Here is a 14,973-nt window from a genome sequence, read left to right on the forward strand (position 1 = left end):
TATTCCCTACACCCTTGTAGTACCGACTCACGGCCATAGCCGAGTCGAAGGAGATCACCGATGCGTCACCGCAATGCAGGATACAAACTAGGCCGCAACACCAGCCATCGCCGCGCCATGCTCCGCAACCTCGTCACCTCCGTCATCCTGATGGACCGCGTCGAGACCACCATCACCAAGTGCAAGGCCACCCGCCCCCTCATCGAGAAGATGATCACCCTCGGCAAGCGCGGCACCGTCCACGCCCGCCGTCAGGCTGCTGCCTATCTCATGACGCCCGAGTCGGTCGACCGCCTCTTCGCGACCGTAGCCCCGCGCTACTCTGCACGCCAGGGTGGCTACCTTCGCATCACGCGCCTCGGAGCCCGCAAGGGTGACGCCGCCGAGATGGCCTACATCGAACTCCTCGGTGCAGAGCACGAGCTCAACGAGAAGGCTCAGAAGCGCGCTGAAGCTCGCACCAAGAAGCGTGAAGAGCTCGCCAAGCAGATGGAAGAGCGCGGCGAAGGCGAAGCTGGCGATCCAAACGCCGAAGCGTAAATTTCAGCTCAGATAGCAACACGAAGAGGCGCACCTACAAGGTGCGCCTCTTTGCGTTTGTAAGAACGAAACAATTTAGCCGCTGTGCACCATGACGCGGTTCTTTCCTGCGCGTTTGGCGGCATATAAGGCCTCATCTGCCAGCTCTACCAATTGAAACCCATTCTCAAGCGACTCGTTCATCGAAGCCATTCCTACGCTGATGGTCAACGGCTGATTCTCCCAGTCCTCAGTCGCGACCCGCTGCATGACCCGTCGGGCGAGGCCCATGGCGCTCTCTTCGCCGCTCTCTGGCAGCAGGACCACAAACTCCTCCCCTCCATATCGCGCAGGCAGATCGGGGAGCCGCACTGTCGTTCGCAGAATCATGCCCAGTCGGCGCAGGACCTCGTCACCGGCCGCGTGACCCCAGCGGTCATTGATCGTTTTGAAGTCGTCAACGTCGATCAGCAGTACGGAAAGCTCCCGCTTCCTCCGTCGCGCCAGCGAGAACTCCATCACCAGCCGCTCCTCGAACGACCTGCGATTGCGCAATCCTGTCAGTTCGTCGGTGACAGCGAGCTTACGCAACTGGTCGTTGGCATCTTCAAGCTCGCGATGATATCGTTCCAGCTCGGCCTGATGCGCTACCTCCTCCGACACATCGACGGCCACCCCGGCCAGCAGTACGTTCCCCGCAGAATCGTGGCAGGGAAACTTGAAGGACCGCAACGAGCTGACCGATCCATCGGAGTTTCGAATGTGCTCCTCGGTCTCGACCATCTTTCCGCCAGCCATCACTTCGAGATCATGAGTTCGTACGGACTTGGTCAGCTTTCTGGACCAGAGCTGCTCATCGGTTCGTCCGAGCCACGCATATTCACTCACGCCAAATCTTTGCGCGAAGCTGCGATTGTAGAAGAGTAGTCGCCCGGCGGCATCTTTGATGTAGCTCAGAAACGGGCTCGCATTCATGAACGCGCGAAACAGTTCTTCGCTCGCTCGGAGTCCTGCGCTTGCCCTCTCTTTCTCCGTCAGAGCCTGTTCCAGTGCCCGCCGCTGAACCACTGCCTGCAGCCGAAGACTTATCTGTCGTCCGAAGATCTCGAGAGCCTCGGATTGATCCTCGCTGAGGATGCGGGGGGACATATCGACCACGCAGAAAGTCCCGATCGGCTCACCATCGGAGTCATGCAAACCCACCCCGGCAAAGAACCGTATCGCCGGATCCAAGGTAACCAGGGGATTGCTGGAAAATCGGCTATCCAGCAGAGCGTCCTTCACCATGAAGAGACCAGTCTGCCGTACCGCGTGTGCGCAAAAGGCCACCTCCCTCGGGGTCTCGCCCATCTTAAGCACTTCGGACGCACGATACCATTGGTGTCGCTCATCGAGCAGCGTCACCAGGCCGAGTGGAGTTCCGCAGAGACAGGCAGCAAGCCTAACCAGTTCATCACATTCAAGCTCTGGCTGGGAGTCCAACAAATCACGTGTCCAGATCGCCCTTAAGCTAGCGGCTTCAGCTTCTGTTCGACGCACGCTCATCTATCACCGTAAAAACAAGACAAGAATAGCTGCGGTAACTTGCATAAGCCAGAGGCAATTTCAAGTGCTTACGAAAGTAACCTCGTACTTTATTCCCATTGTGGGACTATCTGCAACGACAAACCAGATTAAAGGCAGATCCGAGCAAATTTCTATGGTTTTAGGTCTCTGCCTTGCTCATCCCTTCCCCCTGCTCTAATCTAGAGACAATCATGTACGAAGACTTCAAAGTAACCGACCGCTGGACCGGAAAAGACCTTCACTGCGTATGGAAGGGCACCATGGTGGCCATCGCGACGCGCCATGCCGATGCCACCGACATCCGCTTTGCCGTCAATGGCAGACCAGTCTGGATCGCCATGCCGAACCTGGCCTGGGTCGAGCAGAAGCGACGTACCGGGCATGTCATTACGGATTATCTTGCTGCGCAGACCGCTGGCCGGTATCTGCAACACGCCGTCAAGTCCGGATACGATAATGGCCGCGAGATGTACACCATGACGGTCGATGAGGTTCTCGAACACGCCAGCGCCGTTGTCAAAGAGGCTGGCCGTACCGACAATCTTCCCAGCCTTCCCGTCATCAACGACAATCTTCGGGCCGAAGACGAGTTGGGCATCCATCTTCCAGGCGAACCAGCATAACCTCCCAGGGGTTTGGTCCATGTTCTCGCGCCGCCGATTCCTTGTCTTGTTTCCTGCCTTCACGGCCTCTGCGCACGCCTTCGCCACGTGGCCCGTTCGCAAAAAGAAAGTAGTTCCGCCGCCCTCAATTCATGTCTTCTTTGGAACCGACACGAACAAGGGAGTCAGCAAAGGTATCTACCGATCGACCTTCGATCCCGCTCTTGGTCAACTGACTCCGCCAACACTGATTGCCGCCACGGTCCGGCCGTCTTATCTTGCCGCCACCCCTCCTGGTGTGGGACGCCGCTCGCTTTATGCGGTCAATGCCATCAACGATCCTGGCGCTACCGTTACAACTTTTGTGATGGATACGAAAGATGGCAACCTTCAGCAGACCGGGCGGGTTCCCTCAGGTGGCGCCGGGCCCGCTTATGTTTCGGTAGACTCCACCGGTCGCGCCGCCTTTGTAGCTAACTACTTCGGTGCTTCTATCGCCTCTTACCGCGTCCAGCCAGATGGAACGCTCAGCCAGCCGGTCGAATGCCTCGATTTCAAGGATCATCAGAAGTTCGGAGCGCTTGGTCCTATCTCTGCTCGACAGGACAACTCGCACCCGCATTGCGTTACCATCTCCCCCGATGACCGCTTCCTGCTGGTCTGCGATCTTGGCACCGACCATATCGCAGTCTTTTACATTCATCCTGAGACGGGCCAACTCTCCGATCCGCATCTATTCACCAACGAGCGTCCAGGGTCAGGGCCGCGCCACGTCGTCTTCCACCCCAACGGTCGCTGGGTCTATTGCATCAACGAGATCGACTCCAGCATCGATCGCTGCCTGTGGACAGCCACCCGCTTCAGCAATGCACCTCAGGGGCTCTTGGTTAACTCCACCTTCTCGATCAAGACGATCGCGGCGGACTTTCCGGCTGAGAAGAATACCGCTGCGGAACTCACAATCTCTCCCGACGGAAACTTTCTCTACGCCAGCAATCGTGGGGAAGACTCTCTGGTCGTCTTCTCGATCGCAAGGAACGGAGACCTTGCGCTGCTCCAGCGGATCCCCTGCGGTGGCAAGACGCCTCGCCACTTCACGCTGGACCCGACGGCGCAGTGGCTGCTCTGCGGGAATCAGGACTCCGCGAATGTCACGGTCTTTCGCCGGGATGCCGCTACGGGAAAGCTCTCCGGCCCTACGCAGACCGTCGCTTTGGATTCGCCGCTGTTTACCCTCTTCGCCTGAACTGCGAAGACAAGCGGCCGAGATTACCCCTTAGGCAACGTAGCCATGTCGATGACGAAGCGATACTTCACGTCGGCCTTCAACACCCGCTCGTAAGCTTCGTCCAGTTTGTCGACCGAGATCAGCTCAATGTCGGAGACGATGTTGTGTTCGGCGCAGTAGTCCAGCATCTCCTGCGTCTGGTTCATCCCGCCGATCCCCGATCCAGCCAGCGAACGCCGATTGGCCACCACCGAAAACGGAGCCACTGACAAGGGAGTTTCAGGAAGACCCACAAGGCACAGGGTTCCATTCAAGCGCAGCAGATTCAGGTACTGGTTGATATCGTGGGGCGCCGAAACGCAGTCGAGAATGAAATCGAAGCTTCCAGTGTGTTTGGCTAGAGCTGCGGCGTCTTTGGTGACAACCACCTCATCGGCACCCAGCTTCTTCGCGTCTTCGATCTTGTTTTCGGAGGTGGTGAACTGCACCACATGCGCGCCGAAAGAATGAGCGAACTTCAAACCCATGTGACCCAAACCACCCAGTCCAACCACGCCCACTTTGCTGTTCGCTCCGACCTTCCAGTGGCGTAGCGGTGAGTAGGTTGTAATCCCTGCGCACAGCAACGGCGCTACCGCGGCGAGGTTCAGCTTCGGGGAGATCGTGTGGACGTAGTTCTCGTTCACAACGATGTTGTTGGAGTAGCCACCATAAGTGACGTCGCCCGCGTAGTCGCGCTTGTTGTAGGTTTCGACTGCACCCTTCAGGCAGTACTGCTGTTCGTCGGCCTTGCAGTTTTCGCACACCCGGCAGGAGTCGACGATCACTCCGACTGCGGCGAGATCGCCTACTTTGAACTTCTTTACCGCACCACCAACTGCGGTCACATGCCCGACGATCTCGTGCCCTGGCACCATCGGATAGATCGAACCACCCCACTCGTCGCGAGCCTGGTGGATATCCGAGTGGCAGACACCGGAGTAAGCAATCTCAACGACGACGTCGTTCGCGCCTGGCTCACGCCGCTCGAAGCTGAAAGGAATCAGAGGCGACTTCTTATCGTGCACCGCATATCCACGTGACTTCATCTTTTCCCCTTTGTCGTTGCAGTAGGACGAGTAGCTAGTAAGAGATGTTTGTTTTGGCGCGAGTTCCGCTCGATTCAGTTATTCGTCGTAGTGGAGCAGGCTTAGTACGTCGTACTCTTGAAACTTTTCGCGGCCCTTCAGAAAATCGAGTTCAATCGCAAATCCAAGTCCCGCAATCTCGCCGCCGAGCTGCCGCACCAGTTGCACCGTCGCCTGCATGGTGCCGCCGGTCGCGAGAAGGTCATCCACGATGACGACGCGCTCGCCGGGCTGGATGGCATCGAGGTGGATCTCCAGAGCATCGGTCCCGTACTCGAGATCGTAGTTTACTCGAGCCGTAGGAGCGGGCAGTTTCTTTGGCTTGCGTACCGGCACAAATCCCGCGTTCAGGCGATACGCCAGCGCTGGTCCGAAGATGAAGCCGCGAGCTTCGATGCCCAGCACCAGGTCGATCTCTTTTCCAATGTAGTACTGCGCGAAGGCGTCGATCAGCGTGGCGAACCCCGCCTTATCCTTCAAGACCGTCGTAATGTCATAGAACAGAATCCCAGGCTTGGGAAAATCCGGCACGGTGCGGATCAGAGTCTTCAGTGGTTCACAATTAATCGGTAGTGTCATCAGTTCTTACCAGGCTCCTTCAATCTCAAATGGTCCGAGCTGCGCGCCTTCGCTCTCGACCAGTTCCTGTTCCTCTACGGCGTCGACGCGGCTGCCGCGCGAACCCTTCCGCAGCGCGTCCTTCAACTCGGCAAGCTCTTCTGGTCTCCCCGCCGCAACGATCTCGACGTGGCCCTGGTCGGTATTCCGGACCCATCCCCGCAGGCCAATCTCAGCCGCCTCCTGGTGCACGAACCAGCGGAATCCGACTCCCTGCACGCGACCTTTGACGAGGTAATGGCACACCATGGAGCCTCCAGTTTCGCAGAGCAGCTACCCCCATGCAAGGCGCAGCAGACGAAAGAAAAGGCGGAGCCAGTGACTCCGCCATCTCTAAGAATGAGCCTTGTTACGCCCTGCTCATATAGGCGCCTTCTGCAGTATCCACGCGAATCTTTTCGCCTTCGTTAATGAAAGCGGGCACCTGCACAACCAGCCCCGTTTCGAGCTTCGCAGGCTTGGAGACCGACGACGCTGTCGCCGACTTGATCCCCGGTTCAGTCTCCATCACGGTCATCTCGACGACTCCCGGAAGCTCGATGCCGACTGCCTTGCCATCGTGGAAGCTGACGTTGATCGAGAGATTCGGCAACAGATAATCGACGGCATCGCCCAGCGTGTCGCGCTTCAACATGGTCTGCTCAAACTTGTCATCCATGAAGTAGTACTCATCGCCGTCGTTGTACAGAAACTCCATCTTCACCTCATCCACGTAAACGCGTTCAATCGGGTCAGGCGAGCGAAAACGTTCGGTGAACATCGCGCCCGTGCGCACATTGCGAAGCTTTGCCTGGATGAACGCGCGGAGGTTGCCGGGAGTCCGATGTTCCACCGAGAACACCAGGTGAAGATCGTCCCTGTACTTGATAATCATGCCCGGGCGCATCTGCGTTGCGGGAATCGACATAAAAGAAAACCCCTGATCTGTGCTGAATTCAGCTGTACTGAGAATTTTGGTGCAGGCATCGGCATCTCTGCCGGCGAGCCTACAACCCTATAATTGTAGCTCAGTGAGCACGTTTCATGCTCCCGCCGCAGCCTTGACATCACGGCTGATCAGTCGCCAAAGATCTTTCGGAAGAACCGGCCCAGGGCGTGCGCGAAACCGCGACGAGGGGGCGTTGGCGGTGGCGAATTGGGCGGGGTTGTAGTCTGCGCAGCCGCGCTCGTAGACGCGTCTCCGGTCTTTCCCTTCGGATCCGGCGAAGCGGCGGGTGTCAGGCTATCCGCTCCCTCGCCGGAGCTAAGGGTCGCCGCAACCTGCTCATGCAGATCTCCCGTAGGAGCCTGTGGCACCGCGACTGGAGCCAATCCCGCGCTCACGGCGGTAGGGAAGGGATGCTGTTCCGCCGCAGTCTTTGAGGCGTCACCTGGGTTCAAGAGTGCGTCGGCAACCGTCATTGTAGGCTCTGGAGGAGGCTCTGGAGGACACCCGCACGAGGAACTCTCATGGTCGACCACCTCTTTCAGGCTGCCATGTTCGAACAGCACGTGCTGCCCGGGATTCAGTACGTAGCTTGTCTCGCCAAACTGATCCGCGATGTTGAGCACAGGCGCCTGTGTTCCGCGATTCTCAACGCACGTATCGCCATTCCTCGTCACGCGAAGCTGCAAATCGAGCGGCCCATCTCCGCGCATCGTAAAACGCAGGTCCGGCGTCATCACCATATCGTGCGTCGTCGCGGCCATCTGCACCTCAATCGCCCCGCGATCCAGAGCCAGCATCAACGGCTGCTGGCCAGTCGCCCCTTGGCCGGAGGTCAGATGCAGACCGCTGGTCGCGCACACCCGCACCGTGCCGCCCCGCTTCAACTCGATCTCAGCCGTGTGATCTCGTGCTGTGACAGTAGTGTTCCCCACTAGGATCGCCTGCCCGTTGCTCACCTCGAGCGCCCCTGCAACATTGGCGTTCTGAATCCCCACCACCCCGATCGGCTGCTGCGCCCGCGCCACTCCACACCCCAACGCGAACACCACCATCAGCCGACGCACCATCGCAACCCACCCTACATCTTCAGGAAATTTTGAATGATCTGTTTGCCGTGCAGGGTCAACACGCTCTCCGGATGAAACTGCACTCCTTCAATCGGCAACTCACGATGCCTCAGCGCCATAATCGTCTCACCATCTGCCGTTCTCGCCGACACCTCCAACTCCTCCGGCAGTCCCTCCTCCGACACAATCAGCGAGTGGTACCGCGTACACGTCATCGCCGACGGTATCCCCGCAAAGATGGTCTTGCCGTCATGCTCCACCTCACTCGTCTTGCCGTGCATCAGCTTCGGCGCGCGAATCACATTGCCCCCAAACGCCGCTCCAATCGCCTGATGCCCCAGGCACACCCCAAGAATCGGCACCCTCCGTCCACCCGACTCCCCCAGCGCGGCGAAGTGCTTGATCAACTCCATCGAGATCCCCGCATCCTGCGGCGTACAAGGCCCCGGCGAGATCAGGATTCTCTCCGGCCGCAGGGCCTCAACCTCCTTCGGCGTCAGTTCATCGTTGCGCCGAATCACCATCTCGGCCCCAAGCTCACCCATATACTGCACCAGGTTGTAAGTAAAAGAATCGTAGTTATCCAGAACGAAGACCATAGCAATCCTTAAATTCTACGCTCTGCGCAGCGCACTATTCTCAATGCTTAGTGAGAAGTTGCCGATAACCCGACTTTGCGGCAAGAGAAGCCCTTCATGTTTATCCTGAGGGTTGAAGCCAATAGGAGAGTTACGTGAAAGCATCTAGCCGGACTGCGTTGGTGAGCTTGCAATGGCTTCTGTTTGCCGTCGAGGTCGTATTCCTTTTCTTTCTGCTGACTGAAGTCTTCCTGGTGCCCCAGATGGCTGCCCCTTGGGGCGATCTACGATTTCAGTTGGAGTGGGCCGCGCTGTCCCTCGTATTCGCTCTTGCGAGTGGAATGACCTTCAATCACACTGCCAGTTCACCTCCAACTGAATCTCGTTCTCTTCTCAAAGCGCCCCCGGTTGTGATCTGGCTGACGGTGGTAGCCGTAGTTCTAATACCTGCAGCAATGAAGTGGCGTTCTCTAAGCCCTAGCCACTCAGTCCACACAATGCACGTGCCTTGAAACGGCGTTATCGGCAACTTTGACTGCAGGCTTTAGTAGTTGCACTTGTGATATTCACTCACACCGACACTCCTAAACTCCCCGAGCCCGCTCAATCGCCCGCACCACCGCTCGCGCCTTATTCCCACACTCTTCAAACTCCTTCTCCGGAACCGAATCCGCCACAATACCCGCGCCCGCCTGAAAGTGCCCCTGCTCCCCATTCATGAACAGCGTCCGAATCGCAATGCACGAATCCAGGTTCCCACTGAAGTCCGCATACAGAACACTCCCGCCATACACCCCTCGCCGAGCCGGCTCCAACTCCTCAATAATCTCCATTGCCCGAATCTTCGGCGCACCGCTCAGCGTCCCCGCAGGGAAGCACGCACGAAATGCATCCAGCGCCCCCAACCCAGCCTTTAGCTTGCCCTCCAGAGAACTCACCATATGCATCACATGGCTGTACCGCTCCACGAACATCAGATCCTTCACCTTCACCGACCCAAACTCACTCACCCTACCCACATCATTCCGCCCCAGGTCGACCAGCATAATGTGTTCGGCAACCTCCTTCTCATCCGCGCGAAGATCCGCCTCCATCGCCCGATCCTTCACCTCATCCCCACCCCGAGGCCGCGTCCCGGCAATCGGCCGATACTCCACCTCACGCCCATGCACCCTCACCAGCAACTCCGGAGAAGATCCCACAATATGCGCCACCGTCTCGCCTCTGTTGATGAACTTGCCTTTCTTGTTGTCATCCTTCGCGGAGCGGAGGATATGCGTTTCGCTCTTCGCACCCTCCAGCCCAAACCGCAAAAAGTACATATACGGCGAAGGGTTCACAATCCTAAGCGCCCGATACACCTCAAACGCATCAACCCCCGGCACACAATCAAACCGCTGCGACAGCACACACTGAAACACATCCCCCGAAGCAATGTACTCCTTCGTCTTCTCCACCGCCTTCAGAAACGCATTCTTCGGAGTCCGCGAAGTAATCTTCAACTTCCCCTCAGGCCTCTTCGTCTTCCGCACCGGCAGCGCCTCCGCCAGCCGCCTCTCCATCTTGTTCAGCCGCCGCACCGCTCGCTCATACGCACCCTCGCGAGGCTCCCGCGTCAGGTCCGCCGTCACCATCAGGTGAATCTCCTTCTTTACGTGGTCGAACGCCAGCACCTGATCGAAGAACATCAGGCACGCATCCGGCACTCCCAACTCATCTTTTGCCAGCGAAGGCAGCTTCTCGATCTGTCGCACCACGTCATACGCAAAGAATCCCACTGCTCCAGCAGTAAACGGAGGCAGCCCCGGCAGACGTGCCGGAGTATGCCCGCTCAGAGCCTTCTTCAGCTCCTCAAAGATATCCCCCTCGAACGTGCTCTCCCGCCGCCCCTCGCGAACCGTAATGCGCGTCCCCCGCGCCACCATCTTTTTATACGGCTGTATGCCGATAAAGGTGTAGCGACCGACATGTTCGCCACCTTCGACCGACTCCAGCAGAAACGCCTCCGGCTCCTCGGCCGCAATCCGCAGAAAAGCCGACACCGGAGTCTCGAGATCTGCCGTTACCGTGCGATAAACGGGCACGAGCGAGTGTTTACGGCTTAATTTTAGAAATTCACCGGCAGAGGGGAGGGAGTTGGAGTCGAAAGAAGGCATGGCTTCCTCCATCATAAATGCGTCTTTATGCACGTTTTAGGTCGAATCGGCTAACCTTGACTGCGGCGATCCTCCCCCATTGGTTTCATTGCATATCGTTGTTTCAGCGGCCTATACTCCTCAAGTTTGGCCACAGACCGGTCTGGCACAAGCTGTATCCTGCTTCTTGTGAGGCAAAACGATGGCCGGAGAATCGCTGATACCAGCAACAGAACAAAGGAAAGTAAAAATGCAGACCCTTACGCTCGAGCAGGAGACTAACCCCTGGGAAGCCCAGGCCGCTCGATTCGACTTCGCCGCAAGAAAACTCAATCTCGATCAAGGCATCTGGAAGGTCCTCCGCTACCCCTCCCGCGAACTCATCGTTCACATCCCCGTCGGCATGGACGACGGCTCCATCGAAGTCTTCACCGGCTACCGCGTCCAGCATTCCGTAGCCCGTGGCCCAGCGAAGGGCGGCATCCGCTACTCCCCTGACGTCTCTCTCGATGAAGTCCGCGCCCTCGCCTCCTGGATGACCTGGAAGTGCGCTGTCGTTAACATCCCCTTCGGCGGAGCTAAGGGCGGCGTAATCTGTGACCCCAAGAAAATGTCCCAGGGTGAGCTCGAACGCATGACCCGTCGCTACACTGCCGAACTCATGGAATTCATCGGACCCGAAAAAGACGTTCCCGCGCCCGACATGGGCACCGACGAGCAGACCATGGCCTGGATCATGGATACCTACTCCATGCACATGCGCCAGACCGTCAACGCCGTCGTCACCGGCAAGCCCGTCAACCTCGGCGGCTCGCGCGGACGCAAAGAAGCTACCGGCCGCGGCGTCTCCGTCGTCTGCGATGAGGCCATGAAGCATCTCGGCATGTCCATCGACGGCTGCCGCGTCATCATCCAGGGCTTCGGCAACGTCGGCTCCAACTCCGCCAAGCTGCTCGCACAGAAGGGCTACACCGTCATCGGCATCGCCGAGTACGACGGTGCCCTCTACAACCCCAACGGCATCGACATCCACGCCCTCATGGAACATCGCAAGCGTGCCGGCACCATCACCGGCTTCACCGAGGCCGAGGCCGTCGACAAGCACGAACTCCTCACCTACAACTGCGAGATCCTCATCCCCGCAGCAACCGAGAACGTCATCACCAGCCGCAACGCCGACCGCATCCGCTGCAAGATTCTCTGCGAAGGCGCCAACGGCCCGACGACGACGGTGGCCGACGAGATCCTCGCCGACAAAAAAGTCTTCATCATCCCCGACATCCTCGCCAATGCTGGCGGCGTCACCACCAGCTACTTCGAGTGGGTGCAGGATCGCATGGGCTATTTCTGGACCGAGGCCGAGGTCAACCAGCGCCTCGACAACATCATGACCGAGAGCTTCCACGACGTCGTGACCTATGCCCAGACCCACAACGTCAACAACCGCATCGCCGCCTACATGCTGGCGATCGACCGCGTAGCCTACACCACCAAGCAGCGCGGCATCTACGCCTGACGCTCCTACAACGAAAAAAAAGAAAACAAGAAAAAAGACAAACAGAGAGGCAGCTCACAAGGCTGCCTCTTTTGCTGTCTCTTGCTATCGTCCGGTTTGCGCAGCTACTCCTGCACTAACACTCTTATCTTGGTCGACATGATGCTGGTAGCCGTTCCAGATCCGGTCCCGACGACTCGAACTGTATAACTGCCCGGCTTGGTCCCCAGGTCGGTGCAGGCCCCGCATCCCGTCAGCGAAGCCGTTCCGCAGATGGCAAGAACTGCCACCAGCAAGTTTCGAATCGTTCGCCGCCGCTTGCCCGGAAGGAGCAATACAACCAGCGCCGCCAGAGTCGTACTCGCAAACGGCAGACCAGCCGTCCGCGACTCGGAGTCCGCTACCTCGCAGGATCGGGGAGCCATCACGCTCAACTGCAGCGTAGTCGTCCCGCCACCTCCAGGAATCGTTGACGCTGCGAAGGCACAGATTGCCTCCGAGGGCAGATCGCTGCACGATAACTGCACCGGCTGCATATACCCGGTCTGAGGAGTCACCGTCACCTGCAGGCTGACCGTGCCGCCCACCCTTGTCGTCGCAGAACCAGTCACCGAGATGCTGAACTCATTCGTTGTCGGCGCCAGCGGCAGCACCGTCACCGTTACCGGTGCGGAGGTCGATCCCTGATGCGTTGAATCTCCGGAGTACACCGCCGTCAGGGTATGTCTTCCTACTGCGAATCCGGAGCCTGCACTCGCGGGACAGCTTGCCGCCTGGGTTACAGCGATTGTGCAGATGTTCGTTGTGCCGTCAAAAAAAGAGATCGTCCCGGTCGGCGTGCTGCCATCGCTCGCGGTCACTATCGCAGACCCACTCACTGTCTGCCCGAAGTAGATCGTCGACGGTGTCGAGATCGTAAAGACCACCATGGTCGGAATGCCCGTTACCGCGTGTGTAGGCTTCGTTTTGGCCGTATTGAGCAGCACCGTGATCCCACCGGTAGTGACATCGTCGCTCGCCGGCGTTGTTGGCCCCACCGCCGAGTTCGCAATCACCATACCGCCGTTGGCGACAACAAGATCCGTAAATCCATCCTTGTTCACATCTCCGGCAGAGATCGAATTGATCCCCATTCCGGCAAGGAAGTGCGCCTCTGCACCAAAGGCCCGGCCGCCGAGATTGCTCTGCACGCTCACAACGTAGCCGTCGCTCATCACCAGGTTCGGACGCCCATCGCCGTCTAAATCGATCGCCGCCAACTGGTAGAAGTTTCGTGAAGGCGTCATCACCACTGGCGTCGAGAAGCTTCCATCGGCGTTCCCATACCAGAGATAAATTGCGTTTGCTGCGGCTGCGGTCGGGTGAGCGTGATCGGCGCTCGTGTTGTCGTACGCCGCGATCACATCCTGATTGCCATCTCCATCGAGATCGACCGTGACAGACGCGGTCTGCACCAGTCCCGCTCCCTGCGGCGCTCCCGGCAAGCCGCCAACCTGAACCCCCGCGGTCGCACTCACCAGCGCGTTCGTCGGTGTCGCGGTAGAGGAGAACGTTCCGTCTCCACTCCCATGCAGCAACAGCGCCTGCGAAGCCGAAACATTCACCACCGCATCCAGATTGCCCGATCCGCTGAACTCTCCCAGAGCTCCCCTCAGCGCCGGTTGCCCTGCCGAAAACGCGCGAGAGCTTCCGAGTCCTCCATCCGCGCTCCCCAACAGAACTGCGATCCCCTCAGGCGAATCCATCGCCAAATCCAACTCCCCGTCGCCGTTGAAGTCCGCCGCTGCGAAGCTCGTCCGCCCCGGCCCAGCGTTGTAGATCCCCTTTAGCGTCAGGCTCAAATCACTCTGTCCAAGCAAAACACTGATGCCAGCGGAAGTCGCCGTATAAAAATTGTGGCACCCTGCGATATCCGTCACCGCGACAAGGTGTCCCCCCAAACCTGTCGTCGCATCTGCGCTTCCACTTCCGCCCTCAGAGCTGGTCGAAAAACTTCCATCGGCCTCTCCATGAAAGATCTCAATCCGTCCATCGACGCCCTCCAACACAAGGTCGGGATGTCCGTCGTCGTCGACGTCGTGCAGTAGCATGCTCCGCGTCGTGCTTGAGCCGGCAAAGCTCTCGAAAAGGGTCAGCAGCCCATCGGTCGATCCAAGAAAGACATCCACGACACCGCCGACGACAGACTGAATCACCAGGTCGGTGTGACCATCCCCATTCAGATCTGCAGTTGCCATCGGCCCAACGCCGCCCTGCAGCCGCGTTCCGACGATCCTCACCAGAACGCCGCTCTCATCGCTCGTCAGCGTAATCAGCGAAGGATTCGCGGCATCCTCCACCAACAGGTCCAGGGTCCCCTTATCGTGCAGTTGCTCCCCCATCACGTAGCGGAACTCAGGCGCATTCGTTCCCAAAATCGCGAAGGTCCCAAGCTCCTGCGCCGGCCTGAAGGTTCCATCGCCATTCCCCAGCGCCAGATAAGCCTTCCCGAGCCCAACCGTGCCCCAGACCCATGCCAGGTCCACATGCCCGTCGTGATTGAAGTCTGCGACCGCAATCGAAGCTCCCGCGGTAGCGAGTGTCTGGCCGGGCGCGAAGCTTCCGTCCCCATTACTTAGCAGCACATGAGTCGTCGACGAGGTCGCCGTCGCGCCATAGTCGGTATAGATCAGGTCGGCCCGGCCGTCTTCGTTCACATCTGCCGCCACAACTCCAGACGGCCAACTCCCCGTAGCAATCATCAGAGGCTGTTGAAACTGCTGTGCCGTCGCAGCCACAGCCATCAGGCTTAGCGAGCAGAAGGCTATCGTCCTCGACAAGACACCACGAATCGGCATATCGAAACGCTCGAACTACTTCTCTATCGGCGTTATCGAAGGAACAGAGAGGTGCATCCGAAGTTAGAGTTCCAGGTAGAACTCCTGTTTCGGGAGGGGAAGGAAGAGCGGCCTCCGAGCCGGCGAAACGCCAGCCTGTTTCGCTAAAGTCCTCCGCTATCTTGTCGATAGCCACCAAGGTAGCGCCCCGCAACCTCAGGCTGCCGTTGCCCTTTCGCACTTTCACGCGTCTTACTGTGGCAGAATGCTATTGTGTCGCGTACTCTCGATGCG

General features: G+C 58.6%; 13 protein-coding genes. 4 read left to right on the forward strand and 9 right to left on the reverse strand.

Annotated features, from left to right (window positions below; translation table 11 throughout):
- Nucleotides 1–60 precede the first annotated feature (60 nt).
- Nucleotides 61–540: a 50S ribosomal protein L17 gene (rplQ, locus tag HDF09_RS17365; RefSeq protein WP_183768706.1), complete on the forward strand. Its 480-nt coding sequence runs from the start codon at nucleotides 61–63 to the stop codon at nucleotides 538–540.
- Nucleotides 541–615: 75 nt separating this feature from the next.
- Here the strand turns inward: rplQ and HDF09_RS17370 are convergent, their stop codons facing one another.
- Nucleotides 616–2,064 carry a GGDEF domain-containing protein gene (locus tag HDF09_RS17370; protein ID WP_260181622.1) on the reverse strand — a complete coding sequence of 483 codons (1,449 nt, stop codon included), beginning with the start codon at nucleotides 2,062–2,064 and terminating at the stop codon, nucleotides 616–618.
- Nucleotides 2,065–2,276: 212 nt separating this feature from the next.
- On the opposite strand from HDF09_RS17370, the gene HDF09_RS17375 reads away from it, so the two are divergent.
- Together HDF09_RS17375 and HDF09_RS17380 are read left to right on the forward strand one after the other, a co-directional pair.
- The gene (locus HDF09_RS17375; protein ID WP_183768716.1) at nucleotides 2,277–2,708 is read left to right on the forward strand and encodes a hypothetical protein; all 432 of its coding nucleotides are present in this window, start codon (nucleotides 2,277–2,279) and stop codon (nucleotides 2,706–2,708) included.
- A gap of 19 nt (nucleotides 2,709–2,727) precedes the next feature.
- Nucleotides 2,728–3,933 (forward strand): lactonase family protein, encoded by a 1,206-nt coding sequence (locus HDF09_RS17380; protein ID WP_183768718.1) that lies wholly within the window; start codon nucleotides 2,728–2,730, stop codon nucleotides 3,931–3,933.
- 23 nt (nucleotides 3,934–3,956) lie between these two features.
- On the opposite strand, the gene HDF09_RS17385 is transcribed toward HDF09_RS17380, so the two are convergent.
- The 7 genes from HDF09_RS17385 to trpE all read right to left on the reverse strand — a co-directional run bounded on the left by HDF09_RS17385 (nucleotide 3,957) and on the right by trpE (nucleotide 10,389).
- Nucleotides 3,957–5,003, reverse strand: coding sequence for an NAD(P)-dependent alcohol dehydrogenase (locus HDF09_RS17385; protein WP_183768720.1), 1,047 nt, complete (start codon nucleotides 5,001–5,003; stop codon nucleotides 3,957–3,959).
- A 78-nt stretch (nucleotides 5,004–5,081) separates the two neighbouring features.
- The gene (locus HDF09_RS17390) at nucleotides 5,082–5,621 is read right to left on the reverse strand and encodes an adenine phosphoribosyltransferase (RefSeq protein WP_183768722.1); all 540 of its coding nucleotides are present in this window, start codon (nucleotides 5,619–5,621) and stop codon (nucleotides 5,082–5,084) included.
- 6 nt (nucleotides 5,622–5,627) lie between these two features.
- Nucleotides 5,628–5,909: an acylphosphatase gene (locus HDF09_RS17395; protein WP_183768724.1), complete on the reverse strand. Its 282-nt coding sequence runs from the start codon at nucleotides 5,907–5,909 to the stop codon at nucleotides 5,628–5,630.
- A gap of 100 nt (nucleotides 5,910–6,009) precedes the next feature.
- Nucleotides 6,010–6,567, reverse strand: coding sequence for an elongation factor P (efp, locus tag HDF09_RS17400; protein ID WP_183768726.1), 558 nt, complete (start codon nucleotides 6,565–6,567; stop codon nucleotides 6,010–6,012).
- 149 nt (nucleotides 6,568–6,716) lie between these two features.
- Nucleotides 6,717–7,655, reverse strand: a complete 939-nt coding sequence (locus tag HDF09_RS17405) for a nuclease (protein WP_183768727.1) — start codon at nucleotides 7,653–7,655, stop codon at nucleotides 6,717–6,719.
- 11 nt (nucleotides 7,656–7,666) lie between these two features.
- Nucleotides 7,667–8,254: an anthranilate synthase component II gene (locus HDF09_RS17410; protein ID WP_183768729.1), complete on the reverse strand. Its 588-nt coding sequence runs from the start codon at nucleotides 8,252–8,254 to the stop codon at nucleotides 7,667–7,669.
- Nucleotides 8,255–8,817: 563 nt separating this feature from the next.
- Nucleotides 8,818–10,389, reverse strand: coding sequence for an anthranilate synthase component I (gene trpE / locus HDF09_RS17415; RefSeq protein WP_183768731.1), 1,572 nt, complete (start codon nucleotides 10,387–10,389; stop codon nucleotides 8,818–8,820).
- 229 nt (nucleotides 10,390–10,618) lie between these two features.
- On the opposite strand from trpE, the gene HDF09_RS17420 reads away from it, so the two are divergent.
- On the forward strand, nucleotides 10,619–11,884 hold the full coding sequence (locus HDF09_RS17420) for a Glu/Leu/Phe/Val family dehydrogenase (protein WP_183768733.1): 1,266 nt from the start codon (nucleotides 10,619–10,621) through the stop codon (nucleotides 11,882–11,884).
- Nucleotides 11,885–11,988: 104 nt separating this feature from the next.
- On the opposite strand, the gene HDF09_RS17425 is transcribed toward HDF09_RS17420, so the two are convergent.
- Nucleotides 11,989–14,700 (reverse strand): FG-GAP-like repeat-containing protein, encoded by a 2,712-nt coding sequence (locus tag HDF09_RS17425; protein ID WP_183768735.1) that lies wholly within the window; start codon nucleotides 14,698–14,700, stop codon nucleotides 11,989–11,991.
- Between the last annotated feature and the right edge of the window lie 273 nt (nucleotides 14,701–14,973).

The sequence above is a fragment of the Edaphobacter lichenicola genome (assembly GCF_014201315.1).
Taxonomy (GTDB): Bacteria; Acidobacteriota; Terriglobia; order Terriglobales; family Acidobacteriaceae; genus Edaphobacter; species Edaphobacter lichenicola_B.

What these genes read in the sequence shown, in the direction of transcription:
- rplQ (WP_183768706.1), top strand. Translation starts at nt 61, where the DNA reads ATGCGTCACCGCAATGCAGGATACAAACTAGGCCGCAACACCAGCCAT.
- HDF09_RS17370 (WP_260181622.1), bottom strand. Translation starts at nt 2,064, where the DNA reads ATGAGCGTGCGTCGAACAGAAGCTGAAGCCGCTAGCTTAAGGGCGATC.
- HDF09_RS17375 (WP_183768716.1), top strand. Translation starts at nt 2,277, where the DNA reads ATGTACGAAGACTTCAAAGTAACCGACCGCTGGACCGGAAAAGACCTT.
- HDF09_RS17380 (WP_183768718.1), top strand. Translation starts at nt 2,728, where the DNA reads ATGTTCTCGCGCCGCCGATTCCTTGTCTTGTTTCCTGCCTTCACGGCC.
- HDF09_RS17385 (WP_183768720.1), bottom strand. Translation starts at nt 5,003, where the DNA reads ATGAAGTCACGTGGATATGCGGTGCACGATAAGAAGTCGCCTCTGATT.
- HDF09_RS17390 (WP_183768722.1), bottom strand. Translation starts at nt 5,621, where the DNA reads ATGACACTACCGATTAATTGTGAACCACTGAAGACTCTGATCCGCACC.
- HDF09_RS17395 (WP_183768724.1), bottom strand. Translation starts at nt 5,909, where the DNA reads ATGGTGTGCCATTACCTCGTCAAAGGTCGCGTGCAGGGAGTCGGATTC.
- efp (WP_183768726.1), bottom strand. Translation starts at nt 6,567, where the DNA reads ATGTCGATTCCCGCAACGCAGATGCGCCCGGGCATGATTATCAAGTAC.
- HDF09_RS17405 (WP_183768727.1), bottom strand. Translation starts at nt 7,655, where the DNA reads ATGGTGCGTCGGCTGATGGTGGTGTTCGCGTTGGGGTGTGGAGTGGCG.
- HDF09_RS17410 (WP_183768729.1), bottom strand. Translation starts at nt 8,254, where the DNA reads ATGGTCTTCGTTCTGGATAACTACGATTCTTTTACTTACAACCTGGTG.
- trpE (WP_183768731.1), bottom strand. Translation starts at nt 10,389, where the DNA reads ATGCCTTCTTTCGACTCCAACTCCCTCCCCTCTGCCGGTGAATTTCTA.
- HDF09_RS17420 (WP_183768733.1), top strand. Translation starts at nt 10,619, where the DNA reads ATGCAGACCCTTACGCTCGAGCAGGAGACTAACCCCTGGGAAGCCCAG.
- HDF09_RS17425 (WP_183768735.1), bottom strand. Translation starts at nt 14,700, where the DNA reads ATGCCGATTCGTGGTGTCTTGTCGAGGACGATAGCCTTCTGCTCGCTA.